Origin of the sequence: Duganella dendranthematis, from assembly GCF_012849375.1 — a bacterium.
GTDB classification, from domain to species: domain Bacteria; phylum Pseudomonadota; class Gammaproteobacteria; order Burkholderiales; family Burkholderiaceae_D; genus Rugamonas; species Rugamonas dendranthematis.
Genome location: NZ_CP051684.1, coordinates 4026148 through 4043458 on the forward strand (window position 1 = coordinate 4026148; position 17311 = coordinate 4043458).

Below are 17311 nucleotides of genomic sequence, written 5' to 3' on the forward strand. Positions count from 1 at the left end.
TCCAGATCAGAAACGCTTGTTGATTTCAAAGCCAAAATAACGGACGTGGATGTCGCCGCGCACGTCCTGTCCCGCGTACGGGTTGTAGATGATGTTGAGGAAGGTGTTGCAGTTCATATTGCAGCTGGTATTGGCCGGTGCGTTGAACTTGCCGGTCATGTACGAACCGGTGATGTTGATGTCGGTATTCTTGTTCAGCTTGAAGCCGATGCCGGCGCTGAGCAGCCGGGTGTCCGGCAGCGGCGCCAGCAGATCGATCTTGTCGGTCGGGACCGAACTCTTGCGCGGCTCGAAGCCGAGCCGGATCGACAGCCGGTCGATCGGATTCAGTTGCAGCCCGTAAGCGAAGTTGACCACGCTCTTGTAGCCGCGCGGGATCACCAGCTTGCCCGAGTCCGGAATCCCGTACAGCCGCGCCACCTCCAGCAGCTTGACGCTCTGGTCGAACTGGAAGCGCAGCGCATCCCATTCGCTCCAGCGGGCATAGCTGGCGTCGACGTTCAGCTGGATGTATTTCACCGGCTTGAGCTTGATGCCGACTTGCAGGTGGGCAGGGAAAGGAATGGTCGCGCTCATATTGCCCTTCTGCTCGGCCGGAATCGACGACGGAAAGCCCAGCACCGCGCCGGCGATCGGTCCCAGCAGGCTGGCGTTCATGCCGCGTACAAAGTTGCGCAACATTGGATCGGTGGTGAACACGTAGTTGCCGGTGTAGTGGGTTTTCGAGCCGCCCTGGTAGACCGCGCCGATCGCCAGCTTGGGCGACGGTTCCCACAGCACGCCGAAGTTGATGGTGGGGTCGAACGGCGCGGTCAGCTCCACCCGCATATTGGCCGCCTTCTTGAACGGGCTGACCATGCCGTCCTTGCCGCCGCCGCACACGCCAAAGCCGAACACGTCGATGATGTTGCCGCCGTCTTCCGGACACCAGCCTTTTTGCAGCTGGCCGAACACGCCCAGCAATTCGTTGGGGAAGCGCATGTTGGTGTCGACCACAAACGCCGCGTGCGCGATCGGCACCGAGACGCCGAAGCGCAGCGTGTCCGAATACTTGTAGCCGACCGACGGCGCGGCGTACACCAGCCGCTGGATCTGCAACTGCCGGCCCTGGTACTGGCCAGGATCGTTGGGATCGGTGGTGCGGTCCAGGCTCATCGCCTGCGCCATATAGCTGTCGGTGGCGAAGGTCCACGGCGAGCCGGCCTTGTTCCACGCCATGCCGATGCCGGGCACGGCCACCGCCGGCAAGCGCCAGCCCGGCATGCCGTAGCCGGGCACGTACATGATCTGCCGCACCGGTCCGGTGGAGGTGTTGGACAGCGGATCGTCGCGCCAGCCGCCGACGTCGAAACCCTGGCCGGGCGTGAAGCTGGCGCTGGTGCGGATCGACGCCACGAAGTTGTGGATGCTTTCGCTGTCGCCGGTCAGCCGCGCCAGCCCGGCCGGGTTGAAGTGGATCGACTGGATGCCGGGCGGATCGGCCGTCACGGCATTGCCCATCGCCATGGCCACCACGCTGGTGGTCAGGTTTTCGGTCAGCGCAGCATGGACCGGCGCAGCAAACGCGCAGGCCACGGCGGCGGCGATGGCGAGACGGCGCATCATTACAGGCTCAGCGGAATGTTCATGCCGACCACCAGGTTAGGCGAATCCGGCGTGACGCCGATGCCGACCGAGAAATTGACCGTGGTCTTGGGTGAGATGCGGTAGCCCAGTCCCAGGTTGAGGATGCCCGAAGTCTGCATGTGCGTCTTGGCCTCCAGGCCGTCGGCAAAGCGCAGCTTGGAACCGGCCGAAATCGCTTCCTGGAACGACACCGTGGTCGAGATGCCGTACGACAGCGCATAGGCGAAGCCGACGCCGAAACCGAAGCTGCTGCCGGGCTGCACACGCGTCAGGATGCGCGAGCCGTTGATCTGCCACAGGTCTTTGGCCGGCGCGCTGACCGTGTAGTTGAGCGAACCGAACAGCGCGACCGGGTCGACGATCTTGTTGACGTTGAGGCCGACCGTCAGCGCGCCGACGCCGCTGCCGGTCGCTTCGCCGGTGCCGGCGATGATCTTGAACGGGCTGCGGCCGGTCGGCAGGCGGACGTTGCTGACCACGGTGAGATTCGGCGTGTCGCGGCGCGCCTCGAACGGCTGCCAGCGCACGCCGGCGCTGATGTCGCCGAGCGAATTGGACATGCCGCTGCGCGCCGCCGTGTCGGCATAGCGCGAGATCAGCGGCAGCGTAACGTTGGTGGTCAGGTTGTCGCGCAGGCCGTAGTCGGCCGACAGCGTGTTGGTGACCGTGTGCGAGTTGTTGTTTTCGATGTTGAACAGCGTGGCGTTGCCGTTGGCGATGTCGGTGACGATGCGCTCTTCGCCGACGTAGCTGTAGCTGAGGTCATAGTTCAGCGCGATCTGGCCGGTGCGGATTAGCGAGTATTGCTTGTCGACGGCGGTCAGCGTCTGTTTCAGCAGCGCGCTCTGGTCGCCTTCGCCTTCCTTCTTGGCCAGCGCGTCGCGCGCATCGGCGGTGGTGGCGGTGGCCGCAGGGGGCGTTTGTTGGGCGAGGGCAGAGGTCGCGGTCAGCGCAACGGCGACGGCAATAGCAGTGGTACGGAACATCATATCGGCTTCCTTGTGAGAGTGAGTGCGCTGGGGAGGGGTTAGTTACGGTGCATCCAGGTGCCGGCCGCGCCGGAATTGACGGCGCGCATCAGCAGCAGGGCGCTGTTGCTGAGCGCTTCCTGCCGGCCCTTGCCGGTCACGCGGTCCATGTCGACCACGCCCAGTTCCTGGTCGTTGAGGGCCAGCTGGCCGAGCGGCGCCTGGCCCTTGGCCGGCGAGATGATGAACAGGGTGTTCTTGTCCCACCAGCGGGCGAACTCTTCGACCGAAAACACGATGTTGCCGGCCGAGGGATCGGCCAGGTAGACCACACCGTCGCGGATGCCGCGCAGCACCACGAAGTGCTTGGCGCCGGCATAGTCGATCGGCACGATGGCCGGCTCGGTCAGTGTCTGCAAGTCCTTGATCTCGGCCTTGAAGCCGGCGCCGGACAGGCCCATCGAGCCGACGTAGCGCTTCATGTCGAGCAGCGAAAAGCCGCGCCGCTCGATGATCTTGTCCTTCTCGCCCTTGTCCAGCATGCCTTCCATGGCTTGCTGCTCGTTGACCATCACGCCCAGGTGGTAGTTGAGGATGGTGACCAGCGCCGCCGAGCCGCAGCTGTAGTCGAACGCCTGACGGACGATGTGTTTGTACTTGAGTTCGGAGAACGGCTCCATCTGCACCGACTGCACGTAGCCGCCGCCGCCCAACTGCGTTTGCGGCATCTCGAACTGGCTCTTGGGCCGGTCCTGCGGTTCGTGTCGCGACATGACACCGGCGCCGCCGATCAGCACGGCGACCACACCCAGCAATAGCATCAGCATGGGCTAGCCTCTTACGCGGGCGCGCGAAAACGTGTCGGCTTGCGTAGCGCTGGCGTGCGCTCCGCCCAGAGGCGTCGGGCGCCCCGTTGTTGTGTTCATGCTGTCTCCGTTATTCTAGATTAGTACGGTCGTGCTTTATTTAAGCGGCAACTCGTCTTTTCATTTTTGTAATTTATTAACGCATGTTTGGGCTTGCCATCGCAGCTACTTTTTTAGAAATGTGACTCTAGGTTTTCTTCTGCAACTTATGCTATCGCGCGCAACAGTGCAGCAACCGCCGCGTCGCTCTGCTGGCTCCCGGGGCCAAGCGGTTGGCTTTGGCGGTCAGCGCGACGAACTGGACCCGTGGCGGCAACGACTCATAAGATTGTTTTTAATTAATAGTCAAATATTAAGAGTTTTACGAAAAAAACCAACCACAACCGGAGATACCCACATGCAGACCATCAAAACCATTCTGGCCGCCGCCCTCGCCACCGCAGCTTTCTCGGCCTCGGCCATGACCCCGATCCAGGATGCCGAGCTGAGCACCGTCAGCGGCCAGGACGGCGTCTCCATCGCCGCCAACCTGAACATCAAGATCAACTCGTTCACCTACACCGACACCGATGCGCTCGACGCCAACGGCCTGGGCGGCGGTTCGGTGTCGTTCAACGGCATCAAGGTCAACGGCCTGATCGCTGCCAACATCGACATCCTGTCGCGCAACTCCTTCCTGGCAGCGGCGACCGCCGCCGGCGTGACCAATCCAGGCACCTTCTACAACGCCACCACCGGCGGCGACGTGGTGCAGATCGCCATTCCGCAAAGCGTGGTGGCCGATGGTCACTACCTGAACGTGTCGGTTGACGCCATCAAGATGGGCAACAACGCTGCCTCGTTCGGCTCGGTCGCGATGAACCAGATCGACATGCGCGGCACCACCGTCTGGATCTTCGCGCACTAATCGCGCGGCGGCTCGTGACGCATGTAGCTTGGCTTGGTGCGTCATGGCGCTGGCAGTAACGGCGGCCTAACATGGTTGTCGCGGTAACCAAAAAACATAACCCAAACATACATATTTAGGAGACTGATTCCATGCAAATCATCAAAACCGCAGTCGCAGCAGCCCTGGCAACCCTGGCCTTCTCGGCGTCGGCCATGACCCCGATCCAGGACGCTGAACTGAGCACCGTCAGCGGCCAGGATGGCGTGTCGATCGCCGCCAACCTGAACATCAAAATCGATTCCTTCACGTACACCGATACCGATGCGCTGGACGCCAACGGTCTGGGCGGTGGTTCGGTATCGTTCAACGGCATCAAGGTCAACGGCCTGATCGCGGCCAACATCGACATCCTGTCGAAAGCCTCGTTCCTGCAGGCTGCCGGCGCCGCGGGCGTGACCAATCCAGGCACCTTCTACAACCCAGCCACCGGCGGTGACGTGGTGCAGATCGCCATCCCGCAAAGCGTGGTGGCGGATGGTCACTACCTGAACGTGTCGGTCGACGCGATCAAGATGGGCAACAGCGCCGCTTCGTTCGGCTCGGTCGCCATGAACCAGATCGATATGCGCGGTACCACCGTGTGGATCTTCGCTCACTAATTGGCTGAGCGACGGCGGTTCCTACCGGAGCCGCCGCTGTTTTCCTCCATGATTTTTCCTCCATTGCGCCGGCTGCTGCCGGGCCTGGCCCTGCTGTGCGGCATGCACGCGGCCACGGCCCAGATGCAGCCCATGAGCGAAGACGAACTGTCCAGCATTCACGGACAGGGCATCGTCACGATGACCAATACCAGCCTGGGCGGATACGATTTCAGCAAGGTCGCGCTGGAGGCGGATATTTCGCTGAGCGCCAACCTGCGCAATATGCGGTTGGGCCAGTACGCCTACGCGCCGCGCAACGGCGGCGGCGCCGATCTCGACATCTCGCTGATGCAGTTCGGCCGCAGCGACGGCACCGACGCGCAGCGCCTGGTGCAGATCAGCAATCCCTATTTCGAATTTGTGTACAAGAACGCGGCCGATGGCGCTTCGCGCGAGGCGATCGGCATGCGCTTTGGCTTTGAGTCGATCAGCGGCGATATCGGTTTGCAGATCAAGACCCTGTCCGGCTCGATGCGCGTGACCGGCACGGCGGCCGACGGCAGCGCGCTGGTGCTCGACTCGCGCACCGACGCCCTGGGTGGCAAGCGCTGGGATGGTGCGTGCAGCGGCTCGTGCCTGTCGCTGGCGCAGCTGGGCGGCGTGACGGCCGGCGACGCCAGCGGCGGCAGCCGGGATTTCTGGGTCTCCATGCTGAAGACGGCCGTGCAATTTCCGACAGCGGCGGGCTTGCCGGCGTCCGATCCGGCGCAGGCCGGCGTGTGGCTGAACTGGCGCGATAAATTGCAGGCGCTGAACACCAGCGGCATCACGCCGCCCAACTTGCCGAAGGGGCGTTGATGCGGATGCTGCCTGGCTTGTTGTTGATGGTGGTTGCGTCCGCCGGCGCGATGGAGCCGCTGAGCGACAGCGTGTTGTCGTCGGTGCGCGGGCGCGATGGCGTCAGCTTCGACCTGAACGGCTTTGCGATGAGCGGCGATGCGCGCGTCACCTACACCACGCCGACCGGCGCCAGCCTGTATGCGGAAAAATTCGCAGCGTCGCGCAGCGACAGCCTGTTGCCGTTTTCCGATCCGTATCGGCTGGATATCGTGCCCGGTGCGCCGGGGCTGGCGGATGTGATCAACATCGCCTTTCCGGTCAACGCGAATGGCGAGCAGCGCTGGCAGATGGCGTATGACTGGGGCGTCGGCGCCAATGGCGTGGTGCGCGAGCAGGGCAGTGTGGTGGTCAAGGATATGGTGCTGACGGGCGGCGGCCTGCAGTTCACCACGCCACAGGTGAATGACGGCATCGCGTTTGGCGCGGCGCTGAAGCTGGACATCGGGCAGCTGTCGTTCCAGCCGCGCGGGCGCGATGACGCGACCGAGGCGATGGTATTGAGCGGCATCCACATCGGCGGTGCGGATGGCGGCACGTGGGCGATTGCCAATGTGGCGTCGCAGCCGGCGGTAATCAATGCGTTGAATGATGAGTCGGGCCCGCGTTTGCATATCGGCATCGACTGGCCGGATGCGCGTTATGGCAATGGCCAGGCGCCGGCGGGCAGCATTGCGGTCGACAATATCTCGTTTGTCAGTCCGGGACAGCCGACGGTGGATCTGGGCTCGTCGCGCATTGGATCGATTCAGATCCAGTATCTTGATATCAAGTTCAAGCAATGAAGCGCGGCTTGCTTTGCTTACTGATGGGGATGGGCGTGGCGCAGGCGGGGGAGTTGCGGGCGCTGGATGACCAGGAATTGTCGCAGGTGCGCGGCGGCGATGGCATCAGCTTTGCGGCGCATGTGGTGCTGAACGATCCGACGCTGGTGGGGGCGGTCAGCGATAGCCGCCTGTCGCTGGGCTTCAGCGGCGGCGGGCAGAATCGCTACATCGTGTTCAAGAATGTGCGCGGGACGGTGGACATGTTCGCCGTCAGCCTGGGCGTGCAGACGCGCACGGATGGCGGTGGCGACTATATTGCGATTGGGCTGCCGGGCTATGTGCGCTACACGAACTTCGGTTTCGAATCGCTGAGCGTGCAGAACGATCCGAGCGCGCCGGTGACGGGGAACCTCGGCAGCCTGAATATCAACGGCACCGTGTCCTTACAGGGACAGGTGCGGTTCTGGGGGCATTAACGCTTTTCGGTGGCGAACACGCACAGCGCGATCAGCGGGAAGCACAGGCCGGTCCACAACACGCCGGTCCAGCCGTGCGCGGCAAACATCCAGCCGCCCAGCGACGAGCCGATCGCGCCGCCCATGAAGAACAGCGCCATGTACAGCCCGTTCAGGCGGCTGCGGATTTCCGGCGGCAGTGCAAAAATCGCCCGCTGTCCGGTCACCAGATTGGCCGAGACGCCCATGTCCAGGATGATCGAGGTCAGCACCAGCACGCCCAGGTCCACCAGGCGGCTGCTGTGGATCGCCAGCGGCATGGCGAACGCCAGCACGCCCAGGATCAGCGCAATCATGGTGGTCGAACGGCTCTTGCCCTGGTCGGCGCGGTGGCCGGCAATCGGTGACGCAATCGCGCCCGCCACACCGACCAGCGCAAAGATCGCCACGCCGGTCTGGCTGATCTGGAAGTACGGTCCGGTCAATTCCAGCGACACGCACGTCCAGAACAAGCTGAAGGCGCCAAACATGCAGGCCTGGTACGCGGCGCGGCGACGCAGCACCGGCGTGGCTTTCAGCAGATGCCACATCGAAGCCAGCAGGTCAAAGTAATGCATGTCGCCGTGCGGCTGGCGCTGCGGCAGCTTGGCGCGCAGCAGGAAAGCCAGCGCCGCCGTGGTCATCGCCGACAGCACGAAGATCGCATGCCAGCCCAGCGCATCGGCCACCAGGCTGGCCACCGGACGCGCCAGCATAATGCCCATCAGCAGGCCGCTCATGACCTTGCCGACGGTCTTGCCGCGCGTTTCAGGATTCGACAGATGGGCCGCGAACGGCACCACAATCTGCGCCGCCACCGAGCCGAGGCCGATGCACAAGGCGGCAAACAGGAACAGGTTGGCGCTGCTGGTCACCGAGGCCGCCAGCAGGGCTGCCGCCGTCACCAGCAGGGCGATGAAGATCAGCCGGCGGTTCTCCAGCAAGTCGCCCAGCGGCACGATGAACAGCAGGCCGATGCAATAGCCGATCTGCGTCAGCGTGACGATCAGGCCAGCGGCGCCAGGATCGAGGCCGGTGGCGCGGCTGATTGGACCGATCAGCGTTTGCGCGTAGTACAGGTTGGCGACAATCAGGCCGGTCGCGATGGCGAACAGCCAGACCATGCCGGGGGATAGGTCTTGATGGGCTTTGGATTCGCTCACGTCAGGCTCCGGAAATTTGGAAAGGCCGACATTCTAACGGCCCCGGCCATTTCCTGCTGAGCGCGAGCACTTTACAGTCCGGCCTGCTCGCGCTTCAGTGTCTGGTGAACCTCGGCGGTGATTTCGTACGAACGCAGGCGCTGCGCGTGCTCGTAGATTTGCGAGGTGATCATCAGTTCGTCGGCGCCGGTGCGGGCGATGAAGTCCTGTAGTCTGGCGCTGACCGTGGCCGGCGAACCGATGGCGGTGCACGACAGCACCGAATCCAGCATCGCGCGTTCCGGCATGCCCAGCGTGTCGAGGTAGCCGGCTTTCGGCGGCGGCAGTTGCGAAGGGCGGCCGGTGCGCAAGTTGACGAACGCCTGCTGCATCGAGGTGGCGCGGAAGTGCGCTTCTTCATCGGTATCGGCCGCGAACACATTGAAGCCGAGCATGACGTAAGGCTTGGCCAGCTGTGCCGACGGCTGGAAATTGGCGCGGTACAGCGCCATCGCCTGCTGCATCATCTGCGGCGCAAAGTGCGAGGCGAAGGCAAACGGCAGGCCAAGATGCGCGGCCAGTTGCGCGCCGAAGGTGCTGGAGCCGAGTATCCACATCGGCACTTTCGCGCCTTTACCCGGCACGGCCAGCACGCGCTGGCGCGGATTGTCGGACATATAGTCCTGCAATTCCAGCACGTCTTTCGGGAAGGCATCGGCGTCGGTTTCGAGGTTGCGACGCAGCGCGCGCGCGGTGGTCTGGTCGGAGCCGGGCGCGCGACCGAGGCCGAGGTCGATACGGCCGGGGAACAGCGCTTCCAGCGTGCCGAATTGTTCGGCGATCACCAGCGGGGAATGATTGGGCAGCATGATGCCGCCGGCGCCGACGCGGATGGTCTTGGTGCCGCCGGCCACATGGGCCATCACCACCGCCGTGGCGGCGCTGGCGATGCCCGGCATGCCGTGGTGTTCGGCCAGCCAGTAGCGGTTGTAGCCCCAGCGTTCGCCGTGCTGGGCCAGGTCCAGCGTGTTATGGAACGAGGCTGTCGGGTTGCTGCCTTCGGCAATCGGGGACAGATCGAGGATCGAAAATGGAATCATGGGCGGTAATCTTTCTGGTAATGACAATCCCATTGAAAGTGTGTGGGTATAATCCTTTCAAGATGGATAGACAAGCATACACAGATTGGGCCAAGCGTGCAGGCCACGCCCTGATTACAGTGATCGTTACGATGGGAACCGCCGCCGCGATGCCGCCATTGCCGCCGCTGGTGGTGGCGGTCGACAATGGCACCGAGATGCCGATGGCGGGCTTTCGCGATAATCATCTGACCGCAGGTTTTCACAAGGAGCTGGGTGAGGCGCTGGCGGGCAAGCTGGGCCGCGAGGCCAGTTTCCTGCTGCTGCCGCGCAAGCGTATCGCCATGGCGCTGGAAAACGGGCAGGCCGATCTGGTCTGCCTGTACCTGCCGGCCTGGCTGCCGGGCCAGTTTGAATGGACGCGCGGCTTCTTCCCGGTGTCGGAAGTGCTGGTCAGTGATACCACCGTGCCGCAGCCGCATATTCTTCAGGATGTTACCGGAAAACCGGTGGCGACAATCTTGGGATATTACTATCCCGAATTCGATAAGGCGTTAGGCCAGGGTTTTATTCGCGATGATGGTCATTCGTCATCAGGCAATCTGCGGAAAATGGCGGCCGGCCGTTTGCATTATGCTATTACCCAGAAAAACACGCTTGATTATTATCTTAAGGTTGGCGAGAAACTATCGATCTATCCGCCATTGGTGGTAAAGAGCTACAAGGCCCAGTGTGCGGTGTCTGCCAAGGGCCAGGTGCAGGTAAATGAGGTGAATAAGGCAATTGAAAAGCTGATTAAAGAAGGAAGTGTGAGCAAAATAATCAGCAATTATCAAAATAGCCTTAAATAATGTTTTATTTTTCCGACGGTTTTAAAAAATAGTTTCTGGCAGTGCCCGGCACTGAATTACTATTGGAATCAATAAGGCGCCCGTCTTATTCTCTTTTATTCCAATGTAAATATTATGAAACCGGGAATTCTGTTCGCTTTCCTGCTGGCTTGCTGCCAGCTCGTTTTTGCAGCCGGCACGCTGGAGACGTCGCTCCAGCATCGCGGCCAGTTGTTCCGGGTGACGCATGACGGCAAGACCAGCTATCTGTACGGCACCATCCACGTGGGGCGTGACGGTTTCTATCCGCTGGACGCAGTGGCGTCGCGCGCGCTGCTCGATTCCACGGCGCTGGTGATCGAACTCGATATCCGCGAAGACAAGCAATTCCAGGTGGCGCTGGCGCGCCATGGCCGCTATCCCGAAGGCGACTCCATCCAGAATCATCTGACCCCGGCCACGCTGGACAAGACCGTGCAGGCGCTAGCGCGTGCCGGCATTGCGCTGTCGACGGTGCAGCAGTACAAGCCTTGGCTGATCGCCAACCTGCTGGTCGGCGCGGAAATGGAAAAGAACGGTTACCAGCGCAGCCAGGCGGTGGAGTTCGCTTTGCTGGCGGCCGCGCAAAAGCAGGACAAGACGGTGCGGGAGCTGGAGAGCGCAGATTATCAACTGAGCCTGTTCGACGCGCTGGACGCACAGCAGCAGGAGCAGTATCTGCTGGAAAACCTGGCCGACCTGGCCGATGGCGATTCGCTGAAAAAATCGCAGGCGCTGGTCGAGGCCTGGAATGCAGCCGACCGCACCGGCATCCAGGCCGCCTGGCATAACGCCACCAGCGGCGACAGCATTTCCGCCGGCTTCATGAATCGCGTGCTGCTCGGCAAGCGCAATCCGGAGATGGCGGCCAACATCGAACGCATCATGCAGCAGGACCAGGTGGCGTTTGTCGGCGTCGGCCTGCTGCATCTGGTGGGCGATGACGGCCTGCCGCAGTTGCTCAAGCGGCGCGGCTATCAGGTCGAGCAGCTGTACTAAGCTGTACTAGTACGGCCGCACGCTGCCGTTGCTGTAGCGGATGCGGTCGCCGACCTTGTAGCTCGGCATCGATTCTTCCACCACCATCTGGTTGCTGCCGTCATCCATGCGCAGCATCACGCGATAGACCTTGTCGGTCGGCGCGCCCATGCTGCCGCCGGCCGCTGCCGCGCCGGCAGTGCCCATAGCGCTGAGGCCGGCATCCTGGCGCTGTAGTTGGTCAATAGCCTGCACGACGCCGTAGCTGGTTTGCGCTTGCTGGGGTGTGGGACCGGCCATCATCGAGCCGGTGCTGACCGGCGCCGCATCGCTGGCGGTGCTCGTGCTTTGATTGGTCCTGTCGGCGCAGGCCGTTGCGCTGAGCATGCACAGCGCGATCATCCATCCTGTTGAGTTCTTCATGTTTACCTCCCTCGAAATATCTTCAGAGAGGCGCGGGGCCGCATCGTTCCTATACCTTCGGTTACTATTGATGTACATCAATTGAAACATGCTACCTGCACGCAATAATTGTTCGGTATCACTTGAAAGGATATCGATATGTTGACACGCGTGACAGATACTATTATCGAAGAGCTAATTGATGCCACCTGCAGCGATACCCGCAGCCGGCATTTCTTCCTGCATGCACTGCACGGCCTGGTACGCGTGGCCAAGGCCGAGCAGCTGCAAGAGTTGCGGATGGACGTGAAGTTATCGACCGGCGAAATCAGTCAGCCGGAAGGCTGCGATAGCGACTCCAGAGCGCCCACATGAAGCCGGCCGTCAGCATGGCTGCCGTGCAGTCCACCATCCAGTCCGACACCGCGCCGTGGCGGTACGGGAACAGGCTTTGCACGCACTCGTCGATCGCGCCCATCAGGGCAATGGTTAGCACCGCCTTGCCGGCGCGTTGCGACGCTGTGCCGCTGCCGCCGGTAAAAATTAAAAAGGTCAGGCCGGCATAAGCCAGCGAATGCAGCACCACGCCGGAAGCGACTTCGCCGATGTCCTGGCGCGCGCCGGGAATCGAACCGAGAATCAGGATCAGCAGGTACAGCGCAATGGCGGTCCAGTAGCGGAGGCGGGCGTGGGAAGGGGTAAGGAAGATTTGCTTGAACATGGGGCAGACAATACCATGCACTGCAATAAAACGGGAGTGGTGCACCGGACCCCGGTGCACCTTTTCTTCAGTCATGCCTATCGGTTGCATGTACTTAAGATGTGTCCAGTATAGGCAGCGTTTGTGACGCCGTTATGACAGCGAACAATTTCGCTGAACAAAAAAAAAGCCCGCTGACTTGAGCGGGCTTAAAACTATTTTCTTGGAGGAGAATAGTGGAGACAGGAGCTATTATGCGGCGTCGCAAGATATGTGTCTAATTGTTCTTTCAGATACCAGACATCAGGCTAGGGCATAACTCTGTCATTTGACGGGGACCGTGTAGTTCAGCGCCAGGCGGCCGCCGTCCACGTACAGGGTCTGGCCGGTCATGTAGCTGGCGTCGTCGCTGGCCAGGAAGGCGGCGATCGAGGCGACTTCTTCCGGCTCGCCGCAGCGGCCCATCGGCGTGCGCGACAAAATGGTGTTGCGCGATTCCGGGCTGGCCATCACGGCTTTCTTGGCCAGTTCGGTCAGGATGGTGCCGGGACCGATGCCGTTGACGCGGATGCCGTACTCGACCAGGTTGAGCGACATCACCTTGGTCAGCTGGTTGATCGCGCCTTTCGACACCACGTAGGGCACCTGGTTCGGAATCGCCAGCTCGGCGTTGACGCTGGACATATTGATGATGCTGCCGCTGAGCTGCTTGGCCATCACCCGCGCCACCGCCTGGCCGCACAGGAACATCGACTTCAGGTTGATGCGCAGGACGCGGTCGAAATCTTCCTCGCAGACGTCGAGGAAGTTGGCGGCGTGGGTGACGCCGGCGTTGTTGATCAGGATGTCGATGCGGCCGAAGGCGGCGAGGGTGGCAGCCACCATCGCGTCCACATCGGCCTTTTGGCTGACGTCGGCGGCGAAGAAGCGCGCCTGTTCGCCCAGCGCCGTGGCGGCGTCGGCGCCTTCCGGCTTGATGTCCACCAGCATGACTTTGGCGCCTTCAGCGATCAGGCGCTGGGCACAGGCCAGGCCGATGCCCTGGGTGGCGCCGGTGACGATCGCGACTTTATCGGTTAATTTCATGGGAATGTGCTTTCTGAGGTGGAGATGGCAAATTTTAACAGGCTGTTTTAGTAGCCCGCCATGGTCAGGTTACAATAGAGGGTTTGCATTTTTCATTAGGGAGCCGTCGTGACTTTTATCAACAAATTATCCGCCGCCTGGACGGCCAACGACTCCCTGCTGTGCGTGGGCCTGGACCCGGACATGGCCAAGTTGCCGGCCCAGTTCCAGAACGACCCGCAAGGCATCTTCCACTTCTGCCGCGAGATCATTGACGCGACCGCCGACCTGGCATGCTCGTTCAAGCCGCAGATCGCCTATTTCGCCGCGTTGAGCGCGGAAGGCCAGCTGGAGCAGATTTGCGCCTACGTGCGCGAGCATTATCCGCACATTCCCTTGATCCTGGACGCCAAGCGCGGCGACATCGGCGCCACCGCGCGCCAGTACGCGCGCGAAGCCTATGACCGTTACGGCGCCGATGCGGTGACCGTCAATCCGTACATGGGGTCGGATTCGGTGGAACCGTACATGGAATGGAGCGACCGCGGCGTGATCATCCTGTGCCGCACCTCGAATGCGGGCGGTTCGGATTTGCAGTTCCTGGACGTCGGCGGCAAGCCGCTGTATCAGCACGTGGCGCGCCTGGTGGCGGAGAAGTGGAACAGCAACGGCCAGTGCGCGCTGGTGGTCGGCGCCACCTTCCCGGAAGAGCTGGCGCAGGTGCGCGCGATTGTCGGCGACATGCCGCTGCTGGTGCCGGGCATCGGCGCGCAGGGCGGTGATATTGCGGCCACCGTCACCTCGGGCCGCACGGCCAGCGGCGCCGGCATGATGATCAACTCGTCGCGCGCCATCCTGTACGCGGCGCCGCAAGCGGGCGAAGACTTCGCAATGGCCGCGCGGCGCGTGGCGGAAGAAACCCGCAGCGCCATCAACCAGCATCGCGGCTAAGCAGTCCTCTTACTGCTTGATGAAGACTGGATCGGCATCGCCGTCCAGCGGGGCGATGTCGAACCATTGCGATGTCGCCCTCCCATCCGCGTCGCTGCCGAAGCGGATGCGGAAATTGCTGTTGGCCTCGTAATAAAACTCGGTCGGCGACAGCGCCAGCAGCGGCAGCCATCTGCCATCCGCCGGATAGCGCACCTGCAAGCGGCCATCCTTGACCTGGAACGTGTAGCGTTCATTGCCCTGCGTGTAGACGCCGGCGCGCTGTTGCAGCACGCCGTCCGCCAGCGTCTGCGGCGTTGGAGTCGGCAGCGGTGGCGCACTGCCGGCAGCAATGGTGGCGATGCGGCGCGCAGTCGAGGGCAGTCCGAATTGCGGCGAGTCGTCGCTATTGCTCATCATCGACACAATCACCTTCGATTGCGGGATGTACACCACTTCGGCATGGAAACCCTGGACGTCGCCGCTGCTGCGCAGGTAAGGCTGGCCGGCCAGCGTGTACGGGCGGATGCCGTAGCCGTACGGCACGCGGCCGCCGTTCTGCAACGTAGCCTGGGTGTTCATCGCCTTCAGGCTGGCCGGCTTGAGCACGGCGCCGCCTTGCAGCGCGACGGTCCAGCGCACCAGGTCGGCATTGGTGGAGGCGTAGCTGCCGCCGCCAAACAGCAGGCTGCTGTTCCAGCGCACGGCAAGCTGCGGGCCGCGTTCATAGGGCGTGACCATATCCTTGATCAGGCCGGCAGTGTGGATGAAATAGGTATGCGTCATGCCCAGCGGCACGAAGAACTGGCGCGCCAGGTAGGCGTCGTATTTTTCACCGGACAGCTGCTCAATAATCATCCCCAGCAGCGTGTAATTGACCGACGAGTAGGCGTAGGCCGTGCCCGGCGGCGCCAGCAACGGCGTGGCGATGGCCTGGTCCAGCAGCTGTTGCGGCGTGTGTTCTTCGAATGCCTGCTTGCGGAAGCCGGCGTCGGTGAAGACGTTGGCGATGCCAGAGGTGTGCTGCAGCAAGCGTTCGACGGTGATGTCGTTCCACGCTACCGGCACGGTGGGGAAATATTGGCGGATCGGCGTTTGCAGATTCAGCTTGCCGTCCTCGACCAGTTTCATGATCGCGGCCGCCGTGAATTGCTTGCCCACCGAGGCGGCATGAAACACGTGGTCGGGCCGGATAGGGACGTTCAATTCGACGTTGGCCAGGCCATAGCCCTTGTTGAGCAGGGTCACGCCGTCCTTGATCACCAGCACGGCGGCGCCAGGCCGATTGCCTGGGAATAGCCGCGTCAGTTCGGCATCGATGACCTCGACCTCGGCGTTGCTGGTGGCGGCGCTGGCAGCCGGTATCAGCGCCGAGGTGAGCAAGATGGCGGCGTTGGCGGCTTTGAGCAGTTGCATGGTATCCCCCTGAAATAATAATGTAAGGACATCATATGTTCAGGGGGCAATCTCCAGCCAGCGGCGTGCGATGGATGGTGAAAATGGCGTGCCCGGCCGCAAATCGCCGGGCTGGCCGGACTTATTGCGCCGGCGCTACCATCTCAGCGTATTCGTACAGGTCGCCGAGGATTTGCTCGGCGCGCTCGTCGGCGTGCTGCTGCAGTTCGTCGATCTGGGCGAAGAAGTCATCGATGGTGCGGCTGCCGCCCACGCCTTCGTAGAAGCGCGCGGCGCGGTGCTGTTCCCAATGCTCGACTTCGGTCTCCGACAAGGTCTCCGGGAAGTTGCGCGCGCGGTAGCGGAACAGCAGCTCGGCCAGGCGGGCGTCGCCAAACGCCGGGGACGCCACCGCCAGCCGCGCCGGCGATTCGCGCCGCAAGGTGTCCAGCAGGCGGCGGTCGTCTTTGCTGATGAAGCCGTTGTACAAATCCTCATCCACGTCCAGCGGCGCACTGCGCGGGCGATGGAATACTTCTTCCCACACCGCGCCGAGGTCGCGTCCGGCCGCCGCAATCGCCGCGTGCGCCTTGCCCTGTTCCAGATCGATGCCCCATTTGGCCGCCATCGCCGGCGACAGGGTCTTCAGGTTGGACACCAGCATCGGCGATTTATTCAGGTGGATGCTTTTCACCGGCAAGCGCGTCACGCCTTCCGGCAGCGCGTCGGCGCGCGAGAAGATGCGGGTGCGGATGGTGTCGGCGTCCAGCGTGAACAGCTCGCTCGGATCGTAGGTGCAATCCCAGACAATCACTTCGTTCTTGTTGGTTGGATGCGTGCCCAGCGGATAGACCAGGGCGATGCAGCCGCGCTCGGTCGGGAACATGCCGGACACGTGCAGAAACGGCTGGCGCAGGTTGGTGGCCAGATGCATGCCAATCTCGTCGGCCACGCGGTCTTTCTTGTGCAGCGCGAAGCAGAAGTCGAACAGTTTCGGCTGGTGCTGGCGGATCAGCCGCGCCAGCGCGATGGTCGCGCGCACGTCCGACAGCGCATCGTGCGCCGCCTCGTGCAGTAGCCCGTTGGCCTTGGCCAGGTCTTCCAGCCGGAAGCTGGGCTTGCCGTCTTCCTTGGTCGGCCACTGAATGCCTTCCGGCCGCAGCGCGTAGGTCATGCGCACCACGTCCAGCAAGTCCCAGCGGCCGCAGCCGTTTTGCCATTCGCGTGCATACGGGTCGATCAAGTTGCGCCAGAACATGAAGCGGGTGATTTCGTCATCGAAACGGATGGTGTTGTAGCCGACGCCGATGGTGCCCGGCTGCGAGAAGGCTTGCTCGATGGTCGCCGCGAATTGATGTTCGGCCACGCCCCATTCCAGACATTGCTGCGGGGTGATGCCGGTGATCAAGCAAGATTGCGGATCTGGCAGGAAGTCATTGGCTGGCTTGCAATACAGCATGATCGGATCGCCGATCTCGTTGAGCTCGGCGTCGGTGCGGATCGCGGCGAATTGCGCCGGGCGATCGCGACGCGGAACGGCGCCAAAAGTTTCGTAGTCGTGCCAGAGAAATGTCTGATTTGTCATAAGGTGCTACAGAAATTT

General features: G+C 62.4%; 19 protein-coding genes. 9 read left to right on the forward strand and 10 right to left on the reverse strand.

The genetic code is table 11. The features are described from left to right. Positions 1 to 6: 6 nt before the first annotated feature. From HH213_RS18350 to HH213_RS18360, 3 genes are read right to left on the reverse strand one after another with little or no spacing between them, the layout of a single operon-like run. A complete protein-coding gene (locus tag HH213_RS18350; protein ID WP_169113186.1) occupies positions 7 to 1605 on the reverse strand; it encodes an OmpP1/FadL family transporter in 1599 nt (532 codons plus the stop codon). Continuing rightward, a complete protein-coding gene (locus tag HH213_RS18355) occupies positions 1605 to 2615 on the reverse strand; it encodes a transporter (protein WP_169113187.1) in 1011 nt (336 codons plus the stop codon). Before HH213_RS18355 ends, HH213_RS18350 begins: the two co-directional genes overlap by 1 nt. 38 nt (positions 2616 to 2653) lie before the next feature. Continuing rightward, positions 2654 to 3421, reverse strand: coding sequence for a C39 family peptidase (locus HH213_RS18360; protein ID WP_110846980.1), 768 nt, complete (start codon positions 3419 to 3421; stop codon positions 2654 to 2656). Positions 3422 to 3857: 436 nt separating this feature from the next. Between HH213_RS18360 and HH213_RS18365 the strand changes: the two genes are divergently transcribed. From HH213_RS18365 to HH213_RS18385, 5 genes are all read left to right on the forward strand, one after another. Next, positions 3858 to 4367, forward strand: coding sequence for a DUF6160 family protein (locus tag HH213_RS18365; RefSeq protein WP_110846979.1), 510 nt, complete (start codon positions 3858 to 3860; stop codon positions 4365 to 4367). A 131-nt stretch (positions 4368 to 4498) separates the two neighbouring features. After that, a complete protein-coding gene (locus HH213_RS18370; protein ID WP_110846978.1) occupies positions 4499 to 5008 on the forward strand; it encodes a DUF6160 family protein in 510 nt (169 codons plus the stop codon). 48 nt (positions 5009 to 5056) lie between these two features. After that, positions 5057 to 5848 carry a hypothetical protein gene (locus HH213_RS18375; protein WP_229263055.1) on the forward strand — a complete coding sequence of 264 codons (792 nt, stop codon included), beginning with the start codon at positions 5057 to 5059 and terminating at the stop codon, positions 5846 to 5848. Continuing rightward, positions 5848 to 6672 carry a hypothetical protein gene (locus HH213_RS18380; protein ID WP_169113188.1) on the forward strand — a complete coding sequence of 275 codons (825 nt, stop codon included), beginning with the start codon at positions 5848 to 5850 and terminating at the stop codon, positions 6670 to 6672. The genes HH213_RS18375 and HH213_RS18380 overlap by 1 nt, the downstream gene beginning before the upstream one ends. An 8-nt stretch (positions 6673 to 6680) precedes the next feature. Then, a complete protein-coding gene (locus HH213_RS18385; RefSeq protein WP_229263056.1) occupies positions 6681 to 7130 on the forward strand; it encodes a hypothetical protein in 450 nt (149 codons plus the stop codon). Here HH213_RS18385 and HH213_RS18390 read toward each other — a convergent pair. After that, on the reverse strand, positions 7127 to 8272 hold the full coding sequence (locus HH213_RS18390) for an MFS transporter (RefSeq protein WP_110846975.1): 1146 nt from the start codon (positions 8270 to 8272) through the stop codon (positions 7127 to 7129). The genes HH213_RS18385 and HH213_RS18390 overlap by 4 nt on opposite strands. 110 nt (positions 8273 to 8382) lie before the next feature. Continuing rightward, complete coding sequence (locus tag HH213_RS18395) at positions 8383 to 9390, reverse strand: LLM class flavin-dependent oxidoreductase (protein ID WP_169113190.1); 1008 nt, start codon at positions 9388 to 9390, stop codon at positions 8383 to 8385. On the opposite strand from HH213_RS18395, the gene HH213_RS18400 reads away from it, so the two are divergent. Both HH213_RS18400 and HH213_RS18405 read left to right on the forward strand, forming a co-directional pair. Next, entirely contained in the window at positions 9381 to 10220 is an 840-nt protein-coding gene (locus HH213_RS18400) for a substrate-binding periplasmic protein (protein ID WP_169113191.1), read from the forward strand. The genes HH213_RS18395 and HH213_RS18400 overlap by 10 nt on opposite strands. A 114-nt stretch (positions 10221 to 10334) precedes the next feature. Further along, positions 10335 to 11237, forward strand: coding sequence for a TraB/GumN family protein (locus tag HH213_RS18405; protein ID WP_169113192.1), 903 nt, complete (start codon positions 10335 to 10337; stop codon positions 11235 to 11237). 6 nt (positions 11238 to 11243) lie between these two features. Here the strand turns inward: HH213_RS18405 and HH213_RS18410 are convergent, their stop codons facing one another. Continuing rightward, the gene (locus HH213_RS18410) at positions 11244 to 11639 is read right to left on the reverse strand and encodes a hypothetical protein (protein ID WP_169113193.1); all 396 of its coding nucleotides are present in this window, start codon (positions 11637 to 11639) and stop codon (positions 11244 to 11246) included. A 138-nt stretch (positions 11640 to 11777) separates the two neighbouring features. Between HH213_RS18410 and HH213_RS18415 the strand changes: the two genes are divergently transcribed. Beyond that, complete coding sequence (locus tag HH213_RS18415; RefSeq protein ID WP_146235912.1) at positions 11778 to 11993, forward strand: hypothetical protein; 216 nt, start codon at positions 11778 to 11780, stop codon at positions 11991 to 11993. Here the strand turns inward: HH213_RS18415 and HH213_RS18420 are convergent. After that, positions 11947 to 12339: a VanZ family protein gene (locus HH213_RS18420; protein WP_110846971.1), complete on the reverse strand. Its 393-nt coding sequence runs from the start codon at positions 12337 to 12339 to the stop codon at positions 11947 to 11949. The two genes, HH213_RS18415 and HH213_RS18420, sit on opposite strands and share 47 nt — an antisense overlap. A gap of 303 nt (positions 12340 to 12642) precedes the next feature. Beyond that, positions 12643 to 13404 (reverse strand): SDR family NAD(P)-dependent oxidoreductase, encoded by a 762-nt coding sequence (locus HH213_RS18425; protein ID WP_110846970.1) that lies wholly within the window; start codon positions 13402 to 13404, stop codon positions 12643 to 12645. A gap of 108 nt (positions 13405 to 13512) precedes the next feature. On the opposite strand from HH213_RS18425, the gene pyrF reads away from it, so the two are divergent. After that, on the forward strand, positions 13513 to 14334 hold the full coding sequence (gene pyrF / locus HH213_RS18430; protein WP_110846969.1) for an orotidine-5'-phosphate decarboxylase: 822 nt from the start codon (positions 13513 to 13515) through the stop codon (positions 14332 to 14334). Positions 14335 to 14343: 9 nt separating this feature from the next. Here pyrF and HH213_RS18435 read toward each other — a convergent pair whose 3' ends face one another. Both HH213_RS18435 and sbcB read right to left on the reverse strand, forming a co-directional pair. Beyond that, entirely contained in the window at positions 14344 to 15729 is a 1386-nt protein-coding gene (locus tag HH213_RS18435) for a serine hydrolase domain-containing protein (protein ID WP_169113194.1), read from the reverse strand. Positions 15730 to 15850: 121 nt separating this feature from the next. After that, positions 15851 to 17293, reverse strand: coding sequence for an exodeoxyribonuclease I (gene sbcB / locus HH213_RS18440; RefSeq protein WP_110846967.1), 1443 nt, complete (start codon positions 17291 to 17293; stop codon positions 15851 to 15853). Positions 17294 to 17311: the final 18 nt, after the last annotated feature.

Excerpts from the sequence above, each read along its gene's own strand:
- HH213_RS18420 (WP_110846971.1), bottom strand. The coding sequence starts at position 12,339 with ATGTTCAAGCAAATCTTCCTTACCCCTTCCCACGCCCGCCTCCGCTAC.
- HH213_RS18360 (WP_110846980.1), bottom strand. The coding sequence starts at position 3,421 with ATGCTGATGCTATTGCTGGGTGTGGTCGCCGTGCTGATCGGCGGCGCC.
- HH213_RS18355 (WP_169113187.1), bottom strand. The coding sequence starts at position 2,615 with ATGATGTTCCGTACCACTGCTATTGCCGTCGCCGTTGCGCTGACCGCG.
- HH213_RS18370 (WP_110846978.1), top strand. The coding sequence starts at position 4,499 with ATGCAAATCATCAAAACCGCAGTCGCAGCAGCCCTGGCAACCCTGGCC.
- HH213_RS18380 (WP_169113188.1), top strand. The coding sequence starts at position 5,848 with ATGCGGATGCTGCCTGGCTTGTTGTTGATGGTGGTTGCGTCCGCCGGC.
- sbcB (WP_110846967.1), bottom strand. The coding sequence starts at position 17,293 with ATGACAAATCAGACATTTCTCTGGCACGACTACGAAACTTTTGGCGCC.
- HH213_RS18425 (WP_110846970.1), bottom strand. The coding sequence starts at position 13,404 with ATGAAATTAACCGATAAAGTCGCGATCGTCACCGGCGCCACCCAGGGC.
- HH213_RS18390 (WP_110846975.1), bottom strand. The coding sequence starts at position 8,272 with ATGGTCTGGCTGTTCGCCATCGCGACCGGCCTGATTGTCGCCAACCTG.
- HH213_RS18400 (WP_169113191.1), top strand. The coding sequence starts at position 9,381 with ATGGAATCATGGGCGGTAATCTTTCTGGTAATGACAATCCCATTGAAA.
- HH213_RS18375 (WP_229263055.1), top strand. The coding sequence starts at position 5,057 with ATGATTTTTCCTCCATTGCGCCGGCTGCTGCCGGGCCTGGCCCTGCTG.
- HH213_RS18415 (WP_146235912.1), top strand. The coding sequence starts at position 11,778 with ATGTTGACACGCGTGACAGATACTATTATCGAAGAGCTAATTGATGCC.
- HH213_RS18435 (WP_169113194.1), bottom strand. The coding sequence starts at position 15,729 with ATGCAACTGCTCAAAGCCGCCAACGCCGCCATCTTGCTCACCTCGGCG.
- HH213_RS18365 (WP_110846979.1), top strand. The coding sequence starts at position 3,858 with ATGCAGACCATCAAAACCATTCTGGCCGCCGCCCTCGCCACCGCAGCT.
- HH213_RS18395 (WP_169113190.1), bottom strand. The coding sequence starts at position 9,390 with ATGATTCCATTTTCGATCCTCGATCTGTCCCCGATTGCCGAAGGCAGC.
- HH213_RS18350 (WP_169113186.1), bottom strand. The coding sequence starts at position 1,605 with ATGATGCGCCGTCTCGCCATCGCCGCCGCCGTGGCCTGCGCGTTTGCT.
- HH213_RS18405 (WP_169113192.1), top strand. The coding sequence starts at position 10,335 with ATGAAACCGGGAATTCTGTTCGCTTTCCTGCTGGCTTGCTGCCAGCTC.
- HH213_RS18410 (WP_169113193.1), bottom strand. The coding sequence starts at position 11,639 with ATGAAGAACTCAACAGGATGGATGATCGCGCTGTGCATGCTCAGCGCA.